Genomic DNA, 20183 nt, shown 5'->3' with positions numbered 1-20183 from the left:
TATCCTTTATTTAAACTGCAAATATTATAGGATTTTATTTTTAATAAAATGCAAGTGTTTTATAGAGTTATACTATTAATAATGAACTTGTTAACAGGTATATTTTCTCCTCTTTTTGCACTTTCAATTTGTTCATTTGTCCATTGTAATTTTCGTTCCCAAGGCATATAAGTCAGGGTCGATGTTTTATTAAATACATGGCCGGTTTTCTTTTCTAAGATTAAAAGTGCAAATTGGAACCAAATATCCTCAGTGTTATATTCTGGCACACTATCAATTGACTGGCAAGATGTGATGACTTCTTTAATAATCGTCAGAAGCTCATGCGCTAGCGCATACGTCATAAACATACCTTGTGATGCCCCTTTCACATTCATACTTTTTAAGTCATTGTCATTAAAATAAGTTTTAATGAGCTTTTTAAATGGTGGATGCGCATTGATTTTCTCGATCCAATCATGTGTTAATGCTGAGAAATTCATGCCGACATCATATTTTTTCATATAAGCATAGCTGTCATTTTTAACGAATAGGCTGTCATGATTATCAAAAATGATGTATTCACAATTTAGATTTAACTGACTTAATTTATTAATATTACTTAAATGCGCCTCAGTTTTTATTAATCTATTACTCGTGTAATATGAGATATCATTATTTAGTAAAATATTCACTTGATGTTTATGATAGAAGGCTAGTATTTCTTTTTTGATATCTGGTGTAAGATGATTCTTATCAACATGTAGAACAATAACGAATATATTTTTATTATATTCAATAATATTGTTTAGTTTTTTCACTAAGCCGTTTAATGTATTGGGATAAAAAATACTGACTGCGATTTTGGCATCTTTATTCTGGATGATTTTAATATCTTTTAAGATATCAATCTCTTCTTGATATTCAGCGGTTTTATTGAAAATATACTTTCTACTTTCATCTAAATCATCAAATTCGTCATAATTATAATAAGTTATGCCTTGTCTATTTAATGACTGATTGACTACAACAAAATGGTTTTTCTTTTGAATGCCAAGTTTCTTAATTGATGTGTTATCACCATGTAATACACGGTTATAGCAGATTTTATTAAGATGTTTAAATTTTCCAACTTCACTGAGTTTGAGGAACATGTCATAGTCTACGGCATTTTCAATTTTTTCATTGAATCCATCAGTTAAATGCCAAGCTCTAATCGTGAACATTCTAAAGTGGTGAGCAATCATAGCCGTTGTGAGTTTTTCTCGTGAAAATTCTGGCCAATTGTAACCATTAGCGATTAAGCTACCATCCGGATTGACGTTTCTATTAGTGGTATAAACACAAGCTAGCGTTTTATCTTTTAAAAATTCTTTTAAACACAGTTCAACTGCATCAGGCTCAAGATAATCATCTGAATCTAACTGCCCAATGTAATAACCTTTAGCAAAAGAAACGGCTGCATTTGATGCTGAGGCTATTCCGCCATTTGGTTTAGACATGATGCGTACCCTAGGATTATTACCATAAAGCTTATTGATCACTTCTAAGGTATTATCTGTTGAACCATCGTTACAAATACAAACCTCGAGATCAACAACAGTCTGATTCAGTGCACTATCTACGCAACGTTGAATATAGTTTGCACAGTTATAAGCTGGGATATAAATTGAAACTAAAGGTACTCTATTGATATGCGAATCTTCTATTGGTAAAAGTTTTCTATAGATATAAGGGACCTTTTCTCTCATAATATCGAGCGTAATATTTTTTCCCGCTTCACGATCGGTTTCATTTTCTTTACCTGGTGGCTCTTGATGGTAGGCCATAATGCCATCAATAGTTTTAAAGAAACTACCGTAACGGAATAAGCGATATCCAAATTCCACATCTTCTCCACCCCAGTGATTAAATTCCTCATCAAAGAAACCGGATTTATTTAGCCATTTTTTAGCGAAAGCAACATTACCCGCCGCAAAAAAACGGAAAGGCGAATCGGATAAGCGGAGATTTTCTGTTTTTTCGAATTGTTCTAAGCGCCAATCCAGAGAAACTGTTCCTTCCCCTTTTGCGGCAACACTATTATTGGTTTTCACTTCTGGTAATGATTCAAGCAAACTCGCGTTATTTAAGAAGTCTTTTGGGTCAATATGTTGTGTATCGATGTATTTTCTTGGACCAATGATTGTTAAATCATCATCTTCTAATAGCTCTGCAACATAAGAATGAACCCATAATGGATTTGGCGCCATATCACAGTCGAGTAAGCCAATAAAGTCATATTTTGCTAAGCGTAATCCCATATTCCGAGCGGCACTGGCTTGAAAACCGTTATCTTTTTGTCTGACGTAGCGAATATCCAATTTATTTTCATATTGGCGAATGATCGGTGATAGATCTTCCTGACTACCATCATCTGTCACGATAACTTCAAACGGGTAATGTGTTTTTTGGTTTACTAAACAGGCTAATGTAATCGATAAAATTGCTGGTCGATTGAATGTTGTAACGATAATAGAAAGACCAACATGTTGATGTTCAGGTTTTATGCCAAGTCTTTTCTTTCGCTTTTTGTACCATGTAAAATCATTAACATGATCAGGTAAAGGCGCTAAAACCAGATCTTTGGGAAAATCTTTTGGTACAAGGGCGACCGCTCTTACCTCCGCATTTTCAGATTTCTTCTCAGTGAGCAATTTCCATTTATTTTTTAACGTGTTTTTTTCCGAGTCAGAAAGTACTAATTTTTTTACGTTGGAAAGTAACAGTTGTGTTGCAATATCTAACGGACTATCGCAAACATTGACTTTTTCTTCTTTATTTACAGAAAGATGTGCTGAATTAACAGAAGGATGTGCTGAGAGTTTTTCTTTGCATTTGGTAATTTGAAATTCAACAATTTTCCGTCCATAGATTTCCGCCGACTTTTCAAATAATTTGAGTGCTAATTGATAGTCATTGCTGTTATATGCTTTTATTGCTTGTGATAATGTATTCATTTTCTGTCCTTAAAAAATTAACTTTGCTTGAATTGTTTACCTTCTTTAATCAGTTTGTAAGGGAGAGTAAGCCACTTAAACGGATTTTTGATTTCTTGTAAAAAGATGACACCCAATTTATAAGATAAATGGCTTTTAATGCGGTTTGCTTTATGCGCGTCTTCATACTCGTGAATTGGTGGGAGGGTATTCCATTCGTACTTTTTCATCTCTTTTTTAAAACGCAAATAAGTGCAAAATAAGATAAGGGGAAGAAAAATGAGACCAAATAGACTTCTTCCATGTCTTTGTATTTTGTAACCTAGTCGATAAGTTAATTGGTTTTTTATGCGATCAGCTGCACCGTAAAGGCGTGGTTTAGCTTTTAATACTTGATTGTCAATATAAAGTTTTTCTAATTCTTCTTGAATGAGTTGGAGTTGAGCTAATAACACTTTATTTTCATTTTCTAAAGACTCAGATACTTGGGTTTTTTGGCTGTTTTCTGTTTCTAATAATGCTTTCTTATCCGATATGGCTTTTAGCTCTTGTTCAAGTTCTTGTTTTCTTTTATTGGTTTCCTGAAATTTTTCTTGCATATCTTCTTGTACGGAAATATTTTCATTAAAAATTATCTTGAGCGCTTCAATTTCATCTTGATGCGTTTTGAGGGCTTTTTCTTTATCCGACAAGGTTTTCTTGGTTAAGTGGTATGCTTCATCAATTTTAATTTTTTCTTCTTTAATCTTTGTATTTTCACTTTTTATGCAAGAAATCTCTTTTTCTTTCTCAGAAAGTATTTTGCTCGTTGATTGAACAGATGCAGTGAGTTTTACTTTTTCAGATTTGACTTTTCTATTTTCATCTTTAATTTGTTCGATTTCTTTTTGTGTTTCTGACAGTTTTTGTTCCGTCAATTGATATTTCTCTGTAACCTCTAATTGACGTTCTTTTATTGTGCTAAGTTCTAATTCTTTTTCATGTTGATATTGATTTGCATCGACTTGTTTTTGAATCATATCTTTCCATGCAAGGAGAGCAAAATCGGCATCATTTACTAATTTTTGTTCTGAAATATAAGGCAGATCAGCATGCGACTGTAATTCTTCATATACCTGCGTAACAGTAGGAGAATTTTTTATAATTTGGCTAACAATAAAGTTAGACAGTGGACATTCTTCTTGGTGAGATAAATCTTGGTTTACTTCAATAATTTCCATCTCTTTATTTAGAGAAGGTTCATTCAGTTTTTTGACTAATGCATCAGGTGCAGAAATATGTTTATAAATTTCAGACAGTGATGTTTTTTTCGTATTTTGGAGTTGTTGTGTATTCAGTAATACACTACGATCTTTATATTTATTAAAGTAAGTTAGGATTTTTTCATTGTAGGTTTGCCACTCTTCAAATTTTTCTTGTACGGTGTGTTTATCTAATTTGAGAGCCTCTTCTAAGCTATGATATTGGAATAAATTTTCTGGCTTATCATAAACAAAGACGAAATGAATGTTTGGGTCAAGGTTAGCCCAATAATCTAATATTTGAATTGCATTAGGATCAGACCATCCCCAAAAATTTTGCTCGATATTCGCGAGCATCAAATCGAGAGATAAGTTATCCCAGATGCTCGAAGTCGTTTGTATTGTGTTCGTTTTAGCGTGCTTATGAGATTTATTTTTGGCTGAATTCCCTTTTTTTATTTTGCTTTTCTTATTAGAAAGTAAAGATACATTTTTAGGTGTGTGCTCAAGACTTGGTAATACTTTATTAAGCACATGGCCAATTTCGATGGGGGACATTTTTTCACGTTTTGATGGAAGCGGGGGATTCATCCCATAACATTGAAAAACCTTTTCAACATCTTGATAGTTAGACTGTTTATGTCCAATGATAATAACCTTTTTCATATCTTTATCTCTAATTTACAGCTGGAGAAAAATTTTGGTGCCGAATTCTAGCATTATATTTAAAATATAATCTATATTTTTAATTTAAATAAATCTAAATGTGATTTTGTTTGATTATTCGTTGCGCTATGTGTTTATTTGTTAATCGATATTTGGATTATAATTGTTCTTTTGTCTCGTGTGATTTATTTTTGGTCTATTTTAGAGGTTGATATATCGTTATTATATTAATCCGTTTTTTATTTGCTCAGTATTAGTTTGTTTTTTACCTTGTTTGTTTATTATTTGTTTTATTAAGTTGAGGTTGTTTAATATTTAATGATTAACTAGTCATGTTTGATTTATAATATGTCAATTTTATATGACTATATTAGATTAAATATGTATCAAGAGTTTCTTATTTTTTCTAAAGGGATGTTAAAAATTCCTTATTTAAGCGGTTTTTTTACCCAACGCTTGAAAATGTTCTCTCCATTTGTCACATGGAAAAAGGAGAGAACATGTATTTTAGAATGGGGATATAAAGCATCATCAAAGAAAGCGAGGTATTTTGCACAACAACATGATTTACCTTATGCGACGATAGAAGATGGTTTTTTACGTTCTATTGGACTGGGTGTGGATGGGTATCCACCTTTCTCATTAGTGTACGATGATATTGGTATTTATTATGATATCAATCAGCCTTCTCGTTTAGAAAACTTAATTCTTTCTCAAGATGTATTACTTCAGGAAAAAGTCGATCAAGTTGAATATGCAATTGAATTAATTTGTACACATAACCTTTCCAAATATAACCACGCTATTGATACACCTTTACAGAATACGAAGAGGCCGATTGTCTTAGTCGTTGATCAAACATATGGCGATATGGCAGTTACTTTCGGGAATGCCGAGCAGAGTGATTTTCTACATATGTTAGAACGTGCGATTATTGAAAATCCAACAGCAGAAATCTGGTTAAAAACCCATCCTGATGTAATGTGTGGTAAAAAACAAGGCTATTTAACGGAATATCAGCAATTTCCAAGAGTAAAAGTATTATCAGAAGATTTTAATTCTATCTCACTACTAAAGCATGTTGATAAAGTTTATTGCGTGACATCTCACACTGGGTTTGAGGCCCTTTTGTTAGGAAAAACTGTCGTGACTTTTGGGGCTGCCTGGTTTTCTGGTTGGGGATTGACGGATGATCGGAATGCGTATATTCGTCAGCTAAAACAGAGTAAGAGAAGAGCGAAGCGTTCATTGTTGCAGTTATTCTATGCTGCTTATTTTCAATATTGTCGTTATATTAATCCTAATACGGGTAAATCAGGCACATTGTTTGATGTCATTGATTATCTGATTCAAGCAAAAAAAGTAACCAATCAGTTAGCTGGTGATATTTATTGTGTGGGTATGCGCTTTTGGAAACGTAAAGTGGTTCAACCCTTTTTTCAATTTCCACGCTGTCGTTTACATTTTGTGCTGAATGTGCATGAGCTAAAGCGATGTATTCACGAGAAATCTCAGGCTAAAATAGTGGTGTGGGGACATTCACACATTGAAGTAGTTGAATATGCCAAGCAACAGCAACTTCCTCTTTTGAGAATGGAAGATGGTTTTTTACGTTCAGTTGGGTTAGGGTCTAATTTAACGCCACCGATATCATTAGTTTTAGATGACGTTGGCATTTATTTTGACGCCCAATCTCGTTCCCGATTAGAGGATATTCTACAGCATCAATCCTTTACTCTAAAGGATTTACAGCGCGCAGAAACGTTAAAGAAAACACTGATTGAGCAACATATTGGTAAATATAATGTGGGACATACACACTTATGCCTAACACACATCAGACAAAATAAACTTTTAGTTGTGGGACAAGTGGAAAATGATGCTTCAATTCAATATGGTTCACCGCATATTCGTACGAATGCAGAGTTATTATGTACGGTCAGAAAAAATAATCCCCAAGCCTATATTATTTATAAACCTCATCCTGATGTGGTTGCAGGCAATCGTAAAAACACAGATCGTCTAGATGATTATCGACAGTATGCTGATTTCGTGGTTGAGAAAGCCAATATATTGGATTGCATTAACCAAGTGGATGAAGTGCATACGATGACCTCTTTAGCGGGGTTTGAAGCGTTACTGCGCGAGAAAAAAGTACATTGTTATGGCTTGCCTTTTTATTCTAACTGGGGGCTAACAGTGGATCATCTTTCTCTAAACCGAAGAAGTCGGAAGTTAAGTCTTTTAGAATTAATTGCTGGCGTGCTGATTTATTACCCACAATATATTGACCCAAAAACAAAAACAATGATCGATGTGCAGCGAGCGGTTGATATTCTGATCGAGAAACGTCGAAAAATAAAAAATAATAAATTACATACAAATTATTTTATGAATATTTTTATGAAATTAAAAAATGTTTATTCTGTTTTGAGGTAGTGTCTTAATATGGATGTGCTTAAGCATAATTTAGATGAATTACTTGAATCATCAACGAACTATTTATTATTACAAGGTCCAATTGGTCCTTTTTTTACAGAACTGTCAGCATGGCTAAAAACGTTTCACAAACAAGTATTTAAAATAAATTTTAATTCTGGTGATGAGGCTTTTTATCCTAATTCTATTCCTCAGACTTTTGCCTACCAGGGACAGTTAGATCAGTTTGACCAGTATCTTCGTTTTTTTTGTCACCAACATTCGATTGATGCGATCATTTGTTTTGGTGATACACGGGCTTATCATCGCATTGCTAAAATCGTTGCAGATAAACAGAAAATTTCGTTTTGGGTTTTTGAAGAAGGCTATTTTAGACCGGATTATGTGACGTTGGAGAAAAATGGCGTTAATAATTTTTCAACGCTCCCGAGAGATGCTAATTTTTTTTTGAAACAGGCACTTCATTGTCCACTTCCTCCTGAACCGTTAAAGTTAGCAAAAGGCTTTATTCCATTGGCAACTATTGCGATAAAATACTATACCAAAGCCTACTTTAATCAAGATAAATATCCTGATTATCAACATCATCGTATTTTAGATTTGAAATATTATATTAAGTTATGGCTAACTTCAGGAATAAAAAGAGCTTACTATTATTGGCAAGATCGTTCTTTTGGGAAGAAAGTAGCAGCAGGTAAATTAGGGGATTTTTTCCTCGTGCCTTTGCAAGTGTATGATGATAGTCAAGTGAGAATACATTGTGACTATGAAAGTGTTGACGCTTTTTTAAAGGAAATCTTGGAGTCATTTATTTATCATGCTCCGAGCGCACTTAATTTGATTATCAAGCATCACCCAATGGATAGGGGATTTGTCGATTATGGGCATGTAATTAAACAATATAAAACACAATATCCCGCGTTTAAAAAGCGAATCTTTTATGTTCATGACGTTCCGACACCCATTTTATTGAGAAAAGGGAAGGGAATGATTACCTTAAATAGTACAAGTGGAATTTCTGCCTTGTTACACCGTATGCCAGTTTTGACCTTAGGCAGAGCAAGTTACAACTTTGAAGGATTAACTTATCAAGGTAATTTGCACAGTTTCTGGCATAATAAGGGATTGCCAGAGGCGAAAGTGTTTGAAGCATATCGAAAGTATCACTTATCTAAAACACAGATTAATGGGAGTTTCTATAGCAAAGTCATTTTACGCTATCCTTATAATCAATAACTATTTTAACCTTTAAGTTCAAACTAGAGAAAATTATGTCTTTACAATTTAATACCGTCGCCTTATTACTGGTGGTTTTAATTTTACTGGGCGTACTCAGTAATAATAGTTCCGTCACCATCTCTGCTGCAATTTTGTTATTGATGCAGCAAACTTTTTTAGCCAAATATATTCCTTTTATGGAAAAACACGGCATCACATTGGGTATTATTATTTTGACGATTGGCGTGCTAAGTCCGATTGTGTCAGGTAAAATTCAGCTACCGCATTTGGCGGTTTTTCTAAATTGGAAAATGTGGCTTGCTGTTGCCGTTGGATTATTAGTGGCTTGGTTAGGCGGGCGTGGTGTTGGATTAATGGGCGCACAACCTGTATTATTAACTGGATTATTGGTAGGGACCATTCTTGGTGTTGCTTTTGTTGGCGGTATTCCAGTTGGACCGTTAATCGCTGCGGGGATCTTATCTTTATTCTTAGGAAAATCTTAAAATTATTGTTAAGAGGACAAGATGAAAAATAAATGGTTATTTATTGCCGCATTGAGCGGCTTTTTCTGTATTGCATTCGGTGCATTTGCGGCGCATGGCTTAGAAAAAACCTTGACGCCAAAAGCCCTTGCCTGGATTGAAACCGGCTTAAAATATCAATTCTTTCATACCGTCGCGTTGATGGTATTGGGTACCTTGCAGCTATATTTAAAAGCAGACATAGATCGAGTGATAAACTGGATTGGTTCAACCTGGAGTTTAGGTATTGTCCTCTTTAAGTGGTAGTTTGTACGCCTTAGCGTTAGGGGCAACAAAATCCGTTGCTTGGTTAACGCCAATTGGTGGCACGTTATTTCTAATTGGTTGGGCGATGTTAGCTTATAGAAGTTATAAAAATAAGTCATGATGAAAAAAAGCACTAAGAACAGCCCATTTAATACCTTGCAACAGGCACTTTTCACACAATTAAAAGATGTGATGAATGTGGATTATCGCCAGTTGTTGGCACGTATTAAGGGGCTATCCAGCATTAAAAATGTACAAACGCAACAAACGGTTGCCACTGAAATTGAAGAGCAGATTCAACTCGCACAAGTACGTTTAATGCAACGTAAAAGTGCGGTCAAAACAATTGAATTTCCAGAAAATTTACCGGTTAGCCAACGCAAAGCAGAAATTCAAAAATTGATTTCACAACATCAAGTTGTGGTGATTGCGGGAGAGACGGGCTCGGGTAAAACTACGCAATTACCCAAGATGTGTTTGGAATTAGGGCGCGGAACAAAAGGTTTAATTGGGCACACACAACCTCGTCGAATCGCCGCACGTTCTGTGGCAAGCCGTATTGCCGAAGAATTAAAAAGCGAGCTGGGCGATCTTGTGGGTTATAAGGTACGTTTTAACGATCAAATCAGTGATAATACTATGGTCAAATTGATGACCGATGGAATTTTGTTAGCTGAAATTCAAAACGATCGTTTTTTGAATCAATATGATACGCTGATTATTGACGAAGCACACGAACGTAGCCTGAATAATGATTTTATTCTAGGTTATTTAAAACAACTTCTGCCAAAACGTCCCGATCTGAAAGTGATCATTACTTCTGCTACCATTGATGTGGAACGTTTTTCTAAACATTTTAACAATGCTCCAATTATTGAAGTATCAGGTAGAACTTATCCAGTGGAAGTGCGTTATCGTCCCGTGGTCGAAAATGAAGAGCAAGATCAATTGCAAGCCATTTTAGATGCGGTGGATGAACTGCAAGCAGAAGGGCGTGGCGATATCTTGATTTTTATGAATGGCGAGCGAGAAATTCGTGATACCGCAGAAGCATTGCAAAAACAAGATTTAAAACACACAGAAATCCTACCGCTCTTTGCTCGCTTGTCAGCACAAGAACAGAATAAAATTTTTCATCCATCAGGCTTAAACCGCATTGTGCTTGCCACCAACGTGGCAGAAACCTCCTTAACGGTACCGGGGATCAAATATGTGATCGATCCGGGTACTGCCAGAATCTCCCGTTATAGTTACCGCACTAAAGTGCAGCGTTTACCGATTGAGCCGATTTCACAAGCGTCCGCTAATCAACGTAAAGGACGTTGCGGACGGGTCAGTGAAGGGATTTGTATTCGTTTATATTCAGAAGAGGATTTTAACAGCCGTCCTGAATTTACCGATCCTGAAATTTTACGCACCAATTTAGCCTCGGTGATTTTACAAATGACCGCATTGGGCTTAGATGATATTGATGCCTTTCCCTTTGTGGATGCGCCGGATAAACGCAATATCCAAGACGGCATTAAACTCCTCGAAGAGCTGGAAGTGTTTCATTTTGTGAAAACCAAATTTGGCGAAAAGCGTCAATTAACACAACAGGGTAAACAATTAGCGCAGCTACCCGTGGATCCACGTTTAGCCAAAATGTTGTTGACTGCGGTGAAATTTAATTGTTTACATGAAGTGATGATTATCGTGTCTGCGCTTTCTATTCAAGATCCCCGTGAACGTCCGCAGGAAAAACAACAATCTGCTGACGATAAACATCGCCGTTTTGCCGATAAAAAATCCGATTTTCTCGCCTTTTTGAATTTATGGCAATTTATCCAAACACAACAAAAAGCATTATCGAAAAATCAATTCCGCCGTTTGTGCCAAAAGGATTATTTAAACTATTTAAGAATCCGAGAATGGCAGGATATTTATCATCAAATTCGTTTGACGGTGCGTGAAATGGGCTTGCCGATTAATTCACAACCTGCAGAATATGCCCAAATTCATACCGCACTTTTGAGTGGTTTACTTTCCCATATTGGCATGAAAGAAAGTGAAAAAAGCCAATATTTAGGTGCGCGTAATGCCCATTTTGCGATTTTTCCTAATTCTGTGCTGTTTAAAAAACAGCCCAAATGGGTCATGGCTGCGGAATTGGTGGAAACCTCAAGGCTTTGGGGACGAATGGTGGCGGATATTGAACCAGAATGGATCGAGCCTCTAGCCTTGCATTTAGTGAAAAAATCCTACGCGGAGCCTCGCTGGTCAAAGTCTAAAGGGGCGGTGCTGGCGGATGAAAAAGTGAGCCTTTATGGTGTACCTATTGTGGCAAGTCGTCCAGTGAATTATGGATCGATTGATCCACTGCTTAGTCGTGAAATTTTTATTCAATCTGCGCTGGTGGAAGGAGATTGGTTCACGAAACATAAGTTTTTCCACCAAAATCGTCAACTGATCAAAGAGATCGAAGATCTAGAACATAAAAGCCGTCGTCGCGATATTTTAGTGGATGAACGGACATTGTTTGACTTTTATGATCAACGCATTGGCACGGAAGTGGTGTCGCAGCGCCATTTTGATAGTTGGTGGAAAAAGATAAGCCAACAAGATCCTGAATTACTCAATTTTGAAAAAGCCTTTTTAACCAAAGAAAATGCGAAACAAGTCAGTGAATTGGATTTCCCAAATTTCTGGCACCAAGGCAATTTGAAATTTAAGCTTACTTATCAATTTGAACCCGGTACGGATGCCGATGGTGTGACAGTACATATTCCATTGCCTTTATTAAACCAAGTGGAAATGACGGGGTTTGATTGGCAAATTCCGGGATTGCGTAAGGAATTAATTATTGCCTTAATTAAATCTTTACCGAAAGCCTTACGTCGTAATTTTGTGCCCGCACCGAATTATGCCGATGCCTTTTTAGGACGAGCTAAACCCCTTGAAAAACCGCTTTTAGAGAGTTTGATTTACGAGCTTCGTCGTATGACAGGGGTGACGGTGGAAGCAGAAAACTGGCAATTGGATCAGTTACCAAGTCATTTAAAAATGACCTTTAGAGTGATTGATGATAAAGGCAAAAAAATTGCGGAATCCATGGATTTAGACAGCCTTAAATTCCAATTAAAAGATCAAGTACAGGAAAGCATTTCTGCGGTAGCGGATGATGGCATTGAGCAAAGTGGTATTCACGTTTGGAATTTTGACAGCTTGCCACAATGCTATGAGCAGAAAAAACGCGGGTTTACTGTGAAAGCTTTCCCAGCGATTGTAGATGAAAAAGAAGCGGTGGGTATTAAGCTCTTTGAAACAGAATTTGAACAGCAGGTCGCAATGCAACAAGGCTTACGCCGTTTATTGTTACTCAACGTGCCTTCACCAATCAAGTATTTGCACGAAAAGCTACCAAATAAATCGAAACTCGGCTTGTATTTCACGCCATTTGGGCGAGTGTTAGATCTTATTGATGACTGTATCGCCTGTGCGGTGGATAAGTTGATTGTGGAGTTTGGTGGATTGGTTTGGAACGAGGCGGATTTCGACAAGCTACGGGATTTTATTCGTGAAAATTTAAATGAAGCTACCGTAGAAATTGCCAAACAAGTAGAACAAATCCTCATACTGACTTATGAACTAAACAAACGCTTAAAGGGCAAAATGGATTTCACCATGGCATTTGCCTTATCCGATATTAAAGCACAGCTCAATGGCTTGATTTACCAAGGCTTTGTGCAGAAAACGGGTTATACACGCCTAAATGATTTACAACGCTATTTGCAGGCCATTGATAAACGGATTGATAAATTATTGCAAGATGTGAATCGTGATCGTGCTGCGATGTTAAGGGTAGAGCAAGTTAGCCAAGCCTATCAACAGCTACTGGCAAAACTGCCAAAATCCAAACCGCACTCTGATGAGGTGAAAGAAATCCCTTATATGATTGAGGAATTACGCGTCAGTTTATTCGCGCAACAACTCGGCACCAAATACCCAATTTCAGACAAACGGATTTTGAATGTGATTGCTGCGATCAGTTAATCTGATGTTAGTAAAAAACGCAGTAATAAAAGAGGTATATGAGGAATTATGCTATGAAAAATAGGGACCTCGATTTTGAAGACTGGGAAAACACTTTTATTTATAAGGGATTTTTGTTAGACTAGCATGACTTTTTGGGGCTGATTCTGGATTCGACGGGATTAGTGAAGCCCAAGGTGCACGTCGAGGTGCGGTAGGCCTCGTAAATAAACCGCAAAAAAATAGTCGCAAACGACGAACAATACGCTTTAGCAGCTTAATAACCTGCTCATAGCCTTCTCTCCCCAGCTTCCGCTCGTAAGACGGGGATCAAGAGGAGTCAAATTCAAACGAGATCGCGTGGACGCCTCCGCTTGAGGATCGAAGCGTTAAATTGAATCAAGCTAGTTTATCTATCGCGTGTCTGTCCGCAGTGGGTAAATGAAATTAAAGACGAGACTAAACGTGTAGTACTGAAGGTAGAGTAATTTCGGACGCGGGTTCAACTCCCGCCAGCTCCACCAATCAAAAATATCAAAAAGTATAATAAGAGGTCAAAATCCTTGATTTAAGAGGGTTTTGGCTTTTTTATTGTGTCATAAAAGTATCATCAGGGTCAGATGCTGATGTAGAGTCTTCAAAAATGAATATAAAAATCCCCACATAAGCTTATTAATTGACTTCTAAACAGTAAAATAATTAGACCATTCATAGTTGCTCAAATCAATAATATTAGACCTAAAAGTAAAAATTTTATCTTTCAGAACGAAATGGATTGAACCTAATTATTTATCTACACAGCAAAAATTGGTTTTTTAACTAGTTAAAACCATCTCTAAAAACGCGTGTAAAAATTACGATTGGCAACTACTCCGAACTTTCTTTAGTGAAAGCTAGACCTAAAGCGGCAACGTGTATTCGAAAGATTTGAGTAAAATTTAGTAGCAAAAATTTACTGATCAATCAAGATGACAGAATGTAGAATTTCTGGAAAATCGATAATTTGAAGTTTATCACAGAAAAACATTCTCTAGTTTTTTATAATTTACATACTTTTACAAATTGAGGAATATCAATGGATGAATTAATTTTGCCTATCTTAATTTTATTATTTTTAGTTTTTGTGGCTTATTCTTTTACAAAAAAAAGTAAGAAGGAGGAAAATGAACTACAAATGATGAAGAAAAATCAGGAGCTTAGGAAAATAGTGGAAAACGCCAGAATCAGAAATGATTTACCGTGCTTATCGGGATTTAAATTTGGTTTGTCGCTACGACATATCGAAGATATGGGGGTAAGTTATACTCATTTAAGTCGTAATTTCGGAACAGACTTATATGTTATAGAGGGAAGATTTGCCCCAATTAAAAATGATTTAATTGAAAGTTATTTTGTGGATATAAATTCTGAATTAGGGCTTACCCGTATTACAGGGAATTTTTTTAGTACAAATAACTTAGATTTTATAATGGAGTATTATAAGCGATTATTATTGGAAAAATACCCTGAAGGGATTGTAAATATAAATGATGAAATGAATTTAGTATTGACCCTAGATGAAGTTATAATACAGTTATCGAATATCGAAAGTAATATTAGTTTGATTTATTCATTAATAAAGTCTGATACACCAGAACAACTGGCAGAAATGCTAAAAGTTCAAGAAAAAGACAAGTTAGGTATATGAACTTCAAAAAACCTTCTATTTTAGGGGATTATAATTAAATAGTTGTGTTGAAAAAAATGACTTTTTTGTGTTGTATTCGGAGACAAAAAAGAGGGAGAATACATGAGAGAAATTAAATTTTTATTTGATTTTGTAGTGAAAAGTGTTGGCTATTTTCTGATTATTTTTCTAATTGTGTTAATCCCACTTGGTCTCTTAACGAGTTCTTTTATTTATTTTGATATTAATTTATCTTGGTGGGGAGTCATCGCCTTAGGTCTTTTAGGTGGTTTTATTGTTAATGTGGCAATTAATGTAGTAAAAAACTGGAAATAATCTGAGTAAACAACATATTAGTGAAAAACATCAGAAAATGTTGGGCTTTTTATGGAAGAAAATTACGTCAGGTATTTTAGATTATTTAAAACCATAAAAAGTAAAAAATATATCTGGAGACAGTTTGATGGAGTTTTGAGGTAGTCAATGTGAATGAATACTACAAGATAGTGAACATCTAGTATGCTACATTATAACTATAGTGAGTGGGTTATTACATATAGCGTTCAATGCATGAATTGATGATTCTTTTGATAAACAATATACTCAGTTTTAACATTTCTCATTTTTATTGTGTAAAGGTGATTGAAGTATTTAGCCCTATACCAATGTACAGGGCTAAATATTACTGCATCTTTTCGAATCACAAAGGTGCAAGTTGAAGATTGAACGAATAAAAAAGCTAAGTCCAATATTTAGCAATTTCAGTATGAATCGCATCAGCCGTTGTTCTTCCCTTTTCCCCTATCAACGCGCGACCAGCAATGAATGCTTTGGCTTTGCGAATGTCTTTAAATAAATGGATATCTTCTGGAATGATCCCGCCTGTAATAGAAAGTGCTAAACCGAGTTCTTCTAATCGCTTCATGTTTTCGATATCCTCTTTTGCCCAACTTTCTCCTGATAATTCAGCATCACGGGAGCGGTGATAAATCGCTTGTGTAATACCAAGTTTTACCCATTCCTGTGCATCTTCAAATGTCCAATTTCCATAGATTTCAATTTGAATTTCTTTTTTCACTTTTAAGTCGGGATGAGACTGGTTGAACTCATCGGCGACTTTTTTGCATGCTGCTTTGGTTGCAGGATGTGCCGCGGCAGACACGGTTAACCAATCAGCACCCGCTTCAAAAGCCATTTTTGCTAAAATCGCACCACCATCTGTTGTTTTGAGATCGCAAACTAAAATGTGATGCGGGTGTAATGCACGTAATGTACTCACTGCTTTCATACCCTCTGCGCAGGCGAGAATGGTGCCAACTTCAATAATATCAACCATTGATTCGGCATGTTTAGCGTCAGAAAGTGCTTTCTCAAGACTGAGAGAATCAAGTGCAATTTGGAGTAATGGTTTTGGCATAATTATTCCTTTTTTATTTAGTTTAAGACTGCATCAATAACCGCATAAACATCTTCAGCAGTTTGACAACGACGAATTTTATCTAAATTAATGCCCGTATCACTGTCTGGATCATCAAGTACCTGAGTGATCTCCATGAGACCTTGCATATGTTGATTTGCATCACTGCCCGCAAGTGTGAGGAGTACATCGACAGGTTCATCTTCACCATCAAAATAAATGGGTGTATCTAGCGTGACGAGGGCAAAGGCTGTGCGATTGACACCATCCTCTGGGCGAGCGTGTGGCATCGCTAAATGGGGAGCAATAATGATATATGGTCCTAGTTCTTTAACACATTTGATAATCGTATCGTGATAACGTGGTTCGACGGCTCCCGAAGCGATTAACATATCGGTCCCTAGTTTAATTGCCTCCTCCCAATTTTTGGCAGTTTGATGAAGTTTGATTGAATTATTTTCTATGAGCGACTGTTTTAAATTCATGGTATGTCCTATTTAGTTGATGATTGAATAAGGATTCGTCTCCTTTAAGTGGTTTGCTGATATTTTTTGATTAAGGCAATTAATTCTGGACCAAAGGAATTTGGATTTAGCATGTTTTGTACACCCAAGACAAATTTATCTTCACCCACTTCAATTTCATCGGCAAGATGACGAGAAGCAACGATAATATCGATTTCATTTAATTTGCCTTTATAATCGGTCACTGCACAGGAATCCAAGGTATTTGGTATGTTATGCTTGTCCAGATAACTTTTAATCTTCATTTTCATCATCATTGATGAACCCTGCCCGCTACCACAAACTGCCAGGATTCGAATAGGGTTAACGGCTGTTTTTAGAACATCATGTTGGACGCTGTCATCCGGTGTGATTGGGCTATGTTCTGTCTTGTCATAACCATCCATTTGTTCCAAGGTTTTACCAAGTGCAGCGGCAGCGGCCTCTTCTGAACGTAATTGCTTTGACGCAAACACCATATAAACAATGGCTAATGTCAGTAAAACAAAAAAGAAACCCGGTATGCTAACAATGCCTTGCAATATTGGTGGGAAAAATAATGCCCAGTCCGCCATTCCCATCCAACCATTAAACGTTGTACCTTGGGTGGCAAGTAAGTGAATAACCCAAGCTGAACCAAGTACTTCTATGATCCCCATAATGAAACAAATTTTCATGACGGATTTCCAGCCACCAAATTGGTTCGCAAAGACACCGATCGTTGCATTTGAGAAAAACATCGGAATGAAGCCTGGAATAATCAGAATAGGTGAACTAAAACCGAGGAGCAGACCGACAGCTACAAATTGTCCAATCGCCCCCCACATAAAGCCAAAGACCATTGCATTTGGCGAAAAAGCATAAATGGCCGCACAGTCAATAGCGAGTACAGAGTTTGGAATAACGCGCTCAGATATTCCTTTGAATGCTTCTGAAAGCTCAGCAACAAACATCCGTACACCAGTGACGATGATTTGGATAGCAACAGCAAATTTTAAGCCCATTTCAAAAATGTACATAAACCAGTGGGTTTTGCCTGCCATTTGTTGCAAGTTATCTAAGCCAAAAGAGAGTAAAATGATGCCGAAAAATACAGTCATAACAAGTGCGGTTGCGGAAATACTGTCATGAAAAATATGTAGCCATTTCGGTAATTTCATTTTATCTACGGTATCATTTTTGTCGCCAAGTTTTGGCGCGAGTTTGACTGCGATCCAAGAAGCGATTTGTTGTTGATGTCCAATAGAAAAACCTGCACCACCAGTAACTGCCTGGGTAGGTTTATACATGATATTTGATGAGATTCCCCAATATAGCGCCATTAATACGGCAGTATAAATGACCGTTTCCCACATTGAGGCGCCAATAATCATATAGAATACAGCGACTAAACCTGCTTGTTGGAACATAATATGTCCCGTCAGCATGATAGTTCGAATCCCTGTAATTCTACGGCATACGACTAATAAGATATTTAAAAACAATGCCAGGATAACCGCGTAGCCAACCCACGCATAGTTATCTGCCATCGTTTGGATGGTGGCTTGCATGCTGGTGTAAGGGTCAATCACTGCCCCCGTCAAATTATGATATTTTGATAACCCCTCAATTATTGGCTTGAAGTTTGCGACAAGAAAGCCAGATCCCGCCTGCACAATCATAAAACCAACAATTGTTTTTATTGTTCCTTTGATAACTGTTGTTGTGTCTTTTTTCAATAGAATGTACCCAATACAAGCAACAATACCAAGTAGAAAGGGGGCTTTAGAAAGGACTTGATTATTAAAGCTTAAGAATAGGTTATAGAGTGTTTCCATAGTGACACCTCTGGATTTTTTCATTGTGTATATTTGCATGAAAGATTTCTGGATAAGGCCTGATCTAAGAAATCTGGGTATAAGCATAACAGCAAAAAAAGATTATAAAAGATTATATTTGATAATTTGTGAGCAGTTTCACATTTTTATACAAAGCGTGTAATATTTAAATTAATTAATTTATTTTTAATATAACAATATGAAAAATAATTGCTTTTAGATTTATTTTATCGATGTGAGTTGATAGTAAGATCTAGATCACAAATTCTAATTACACTTATTGTATTTTTTATTTTGATTTAATATGATTGTTTTTGATTTGTTTTGCGTTGTTTTATAGGAGAATACAATGAGTAAAATTAATGAAATCACACGTGAAAGTTGGATCCTTTCTACTTTTCCTGAATGGGGAACATGGCTAAATGAAGAAATTGAGAATGAAGTTGTGCCAGAAGGGAATGTCGCTATGTGGTGGTTAGGTTGTGTCGGCGTATGGATCAAGACCCCAGCAGGCGCTAATATTTGTATGGATTTATGGTGTGGAAGAGGTAAATCAACTAAAAAAGTAAAAGATATGGTTCGTGGACACCAAATGGCAAATATGGCTGGAGTACGTAAATTACAGCCAAACTTACGCGCCCAACCTATGGTATTAGACCCTTTTTCAATTAATGAAGTAGATTTCATTCTTGCTTCACATTATCACAGCGATCATATTGATGTGAATGTTGCGGCTGCCATCGTCAATAATCCAGCCCTAACGCATGTAAAATTTGTGGGTCCATGGCATTGTGCGGAATTATGGAAACAATGGGGGGTTCCAGAGGAGCGGATCATTATTGTTAAACCTGGTGATGTTGTAAAATTAAAAGATGTCGAGATTCACGCATTAGATTCGTTTGATCGGACTTGTTTAGTGACATTACCTGTTGAAGGGGCTGAAGAGCAAGGAGGGGAGTTACTCGGGTTATGTCCTTCCGATGAGGAAATGGGGCGTAAAACAGTAAACTATGTCTTTAAAACTCCAGGTGGAAATATTTATCATGGTGCTGATTCTCACTATTCTATTCAATTTGCCAAGCATGGAAAAGAATTTGATATTGATGTAGCATTAAATAATTATGGGGAAAATCCGGTCGGTATTGCGGATAAAATGACATCGATTGATTTGTTACGCATGGCAGAATGTTTACGTTGTAAAGTGATCATTCCTGTTCATTACGACATTTGGACAAATTTCATGGCAAGTACCGATGAAATTTTACATCTTTGGCGTTTACGTAAGGAGCGTTTGCAATATCAATTCCATCCTTTTATTTGGGAAGTGGGTGGGAAGTATGTTTATCCACAGGATAAAGACTTGCTTGAATATCATCATCCTCGTGGATTTGATGATTGTTTTGAACATGAGCCTAATATTCAGTTTAAGTCAATGCTTTAAGTTGTATTCTAACTAT

At 36.3% G+C, this 20183-nt stretch carries 13 protein-coding genes and 1 other RNA gene; 9 read left to right on the top strand and 5 right to left on the bottom strand.

Going from position 1 to position 20183, the window contains the following annotated elements; all coding sequences use genetic code 11:
* Window positions 1-59: 59 nt before the first annotated feature.
* Entirely contained in the window at window positions 60-2978 is a 2919-nt protein-coding gene (locus CKV69_RS03980; protein ID WP_016504510.1) for a glycosyltransferase family 2 protein, read from the bottom strand.
* A 17-nt stretch (window positions 2979-2995) separates the two neighbouring features.
* Entirely contained in the window at window positions 2996-4864 is a 1869-nt protein-coding gene (locus CKV69_RS03975) for a coiled-coil domain-containing protein (protein WP_014326097.1), read from the bottom strand.
* 381 nt (window positions 4865-5245) lie between these two features.
* Between CKV69_RS03975 and CKV69_RS03970 the strand changes: the two genes are divergently transcribed.
* From CKV69_RS03970 to CKV69_RS03935, 8 genes are all read left to right on the top strand, one after another.
* Window positions 5246-7303 carry a capsular polysaccharide biosynthesis protein gene (locus CKV69_RS03970; RefSeq protein ID WP_014326096.1) on the top strand — a complete coding sequence of 686 codons (2058 nt, stop codon included), beginning with the start codon at window positions 5246-5248 and terminating at the stop codon, window positions 7301-7303.
* 9 nt (window positions 7304-7312) lie between these two features.
* Entirely contained in the window at window positions 7313-8539 is a 1227-nt protein-coding gene (locus CKV69_RS03965) for a capsule biosynthesis protein (protein WP_038641858.1), read from the top strand.
* A 35-nt stretch (window positions 8540-8574) separates the two neighbouring features.
* Window positions 8575-9027, top strand: a complete 453-nt coding sequence (locus CKV69_RS03960) for a DUF441 domain-containing protein (RefSeq protein WP_005716569.1) — start codon at window positions 8575-8577, stop codon at window positions 9025-9027.
* Between the two features lie 21 nt (window positions 9028-9048).
* Window positions 9049-9312: a DUF423 domain-containing protein gene (locus CKV69_RS03955; protein ID WP_392387136.1), complete on the top strand. Its 264-nt coding sequence runs from the start codon at window positions 9049-9051 to the stop codon at window positions 9310-9312.
* A gap of 120 nt (window positions 9313-9432) precedes the next feature.
* The gene (gene hrpA / locus CKV69_RS03950) at window positions 9433-13344 is read left to right on the top strand and encodes an ATP-dependent RNA helicase HrpA (protein ID WP_016504499.1); all 3912 of its coding nucleotides are present in this window, start codon (window positions 9433-9435) and stop codon (window positions 13342-13344) included.
* 136 nt (window positions 13345-13480) lie between these two features.
* Window positions 13481-13847, top strand: a transfer-messenger RNA (tmRNA) gene (ssrA, locus tag CKV69_RS03945).
* A 551-nt stretch (window positions 13848-14398) separates the two neighbouring features.
* Window positions 14399-15010, top strand: a complete 612-nt coding sequence (locus CKV69_RS03940) for a hypothetical protein (RefSeq protein ID WP_016504500.1) — start codon at window positions 14399-14401, stop codon at window positions 15008-15010.
* 102 nt (window positions 15011-15112) lie between these two features.
* A complete protein-coding gene (locus CKV69_RS03935; protein WP_005754187.1) occupies window positions 15113-15325 on the top strand; it encodes a hypothetical protein in 213 nt (70 codons plus the stop codon).
* 403 nt (window positions 15326-15728) lie between these two features.
* On the opposite strand, the gene CKV69_RS03930 is transcribed toward CKV69_RS03935, so the two are convergent.
* The 3 genes from CKV69_RS03930 to CKV69_RS03920 are packed head-to-tail and all read right to left on the bottom strand — an operon-like array spanning window position 15729 to window position 18726.
* Complete coding sequence (locus CKV69_RS03930; RefSeq protein WP_014326092.1) at window positions 15729-16406, bottom strand: 3-keto-L-gulonate-6-phosphate decarboxylase UlaD; 678 nt, start codon at window positions 16404-16406, stop codon at window positions 15729-15731.
* A gap of 17 nt (window positions 16407-16423) precedes the next feature.
* Complete coding sequence (locus CKV69_RS03925; RefSeq protein WP_005726755.1) at window positions 16424-16891, bottom strand: PTS sugar transporter subunit IIA; 468 nt, start codon at window positions 16889-16891, stop codon at window positions 16424-16426.
* Between the two features lie 44 nt (window positions 16892-16935).
* On the bottom strand, window positions 16936-18726 hold the full coding sequence (locus tag CKV69_RS03920) for a PTS ascorbate-specific subunit IIBC (RefSeq protein ID WP_005726754.1): 1791 nt from the start codon (window positions 18724-18726) through the stop codon (window positions 16936-16938).
* Window positions 18727-19075: 349 nt separating this feature from the next.
* Between CKV69_RS03920 and ulaG the strand changes: the two genes are divergently transcribed.
* On the top strand, window positions 19076-20167 hold the full coding sequence (ulaG, locus tag CKV69_RS03915) for an L-ascorbate 6-phosphate lactonase (RefSeq protein ID WP_014326090.1): 1092 nt from the start codon (window positions 19076-19078) through the stop codon (window positions 20165-20167).
* The last annotated feature ends 16 nt before the right edge of the window (window positions 20168-20183 follow it).

The organism is Pasteurella multocida (assembly GCF_900187275.1).
Classification (GTDB): Bacteria; Pseudomonadota; Gammaproteobacteria; order Enterobacterales; family Pasteurellaceae; genus Pasteurella; species Pasteurella multocida.
Note: the sequence above shows the minus strand (reverse complement) of the source record. Positions and strands in the feature narration are given on the sequence as shown.

Excerpts from the sequence above, each read along its gene's own strand:
- CKV69_RS03980 (WP_016504510.1), bottom strand. The coding sequence starts at position 2,978 with ATGAATACATTATCACAAGCAATAAAAGCATATAACAGCAATGACTAT.
- CKV69_RS03975 (WP_014326097.1), bottom strand. The coding sequence starts at position 4,864 with ATGAAAAAGGTTATTATCATTGGACATAAACAGTCTAACTATCAAGAT.
- CKV69_RS03970 (WP_014326096.1), top strand. The coding sequence starts at position 5,246 with ATGTATCAAGAGTTTCTTATTTTTTCTAAAGGGATGTTAAAAATTCCT.
- CKV69_RS03965 (WP_038641858.1), top strand. The coding sequence starts at position 7,313 with ATGGATGTGCTTAAGCATAATTTAGATGAATTACTTGAATCATCAACG.
- CKV69_RS03960 (WP_005716569.1), top strand. The coding sequence starts at position 8,575 with ATGTCTTTACAATTTAATACCGTCGCCTTATTACTGGTGGTTTTAATT.
- CKV69_RS03955 (WP_392387136.1), top strand. The coding sequence starts at position 9,049 with ATGAAAAATAAATGGTTATTTATTGCCGCATTGAGCGGCTTTTTCTGT.
- hrpA (WP_016504499.1), top strand. The coding sequence starts at position 9,433 with ATGAAAAAAAGCACTAAGAACAGCCCATTTAATACCTTGCAACAGGCA.
- CKV69_RS03940 (WP_016504500.1), top strand. The coding sequence starts at position 14,399 with ATGGATGAATTAATTTTGCCTATCTTAATTTTATTATTTTTAGTTTTT.
- CKV69_RS03935 (WP_005754187.1), top strand. The coding sequence starts at position 15,113 with ATGAGAGAAATTAAATTTTTATTTGATTTTGTAGTGAAAAGTGTTGGC.
- CKV69_RS03930 (WP_014326092.1), bottom strand. The coding sequence starts at position 16,406 with ATGCCAAAACCATTACTCCAAATTGCACTTGATTCTCTCAGTCTTGAG.
- CKV69_RS03925 (WP_005726755.1), bottom strand. The coding sequence starts at position 16,891 with ATGAATTTAAAACAGTCGCTCATAGAAAATAATTCAATCAAACTTCAT.
- CKV69_RS03920 (WP_005726754.1), bottom strand. The coding sequence starts at position 18,726 with ATGGAAACACTCTATAACCTATTCTTAAGCTTTAATAATCAAGTCCTT.
- ulaG (WP_014326090.1), top strand. The coding sequence starts at position 19,076 with ATGAGTAAAATTAATGAAATCACACGTGAAAGTTGGATCCTTTCTACT.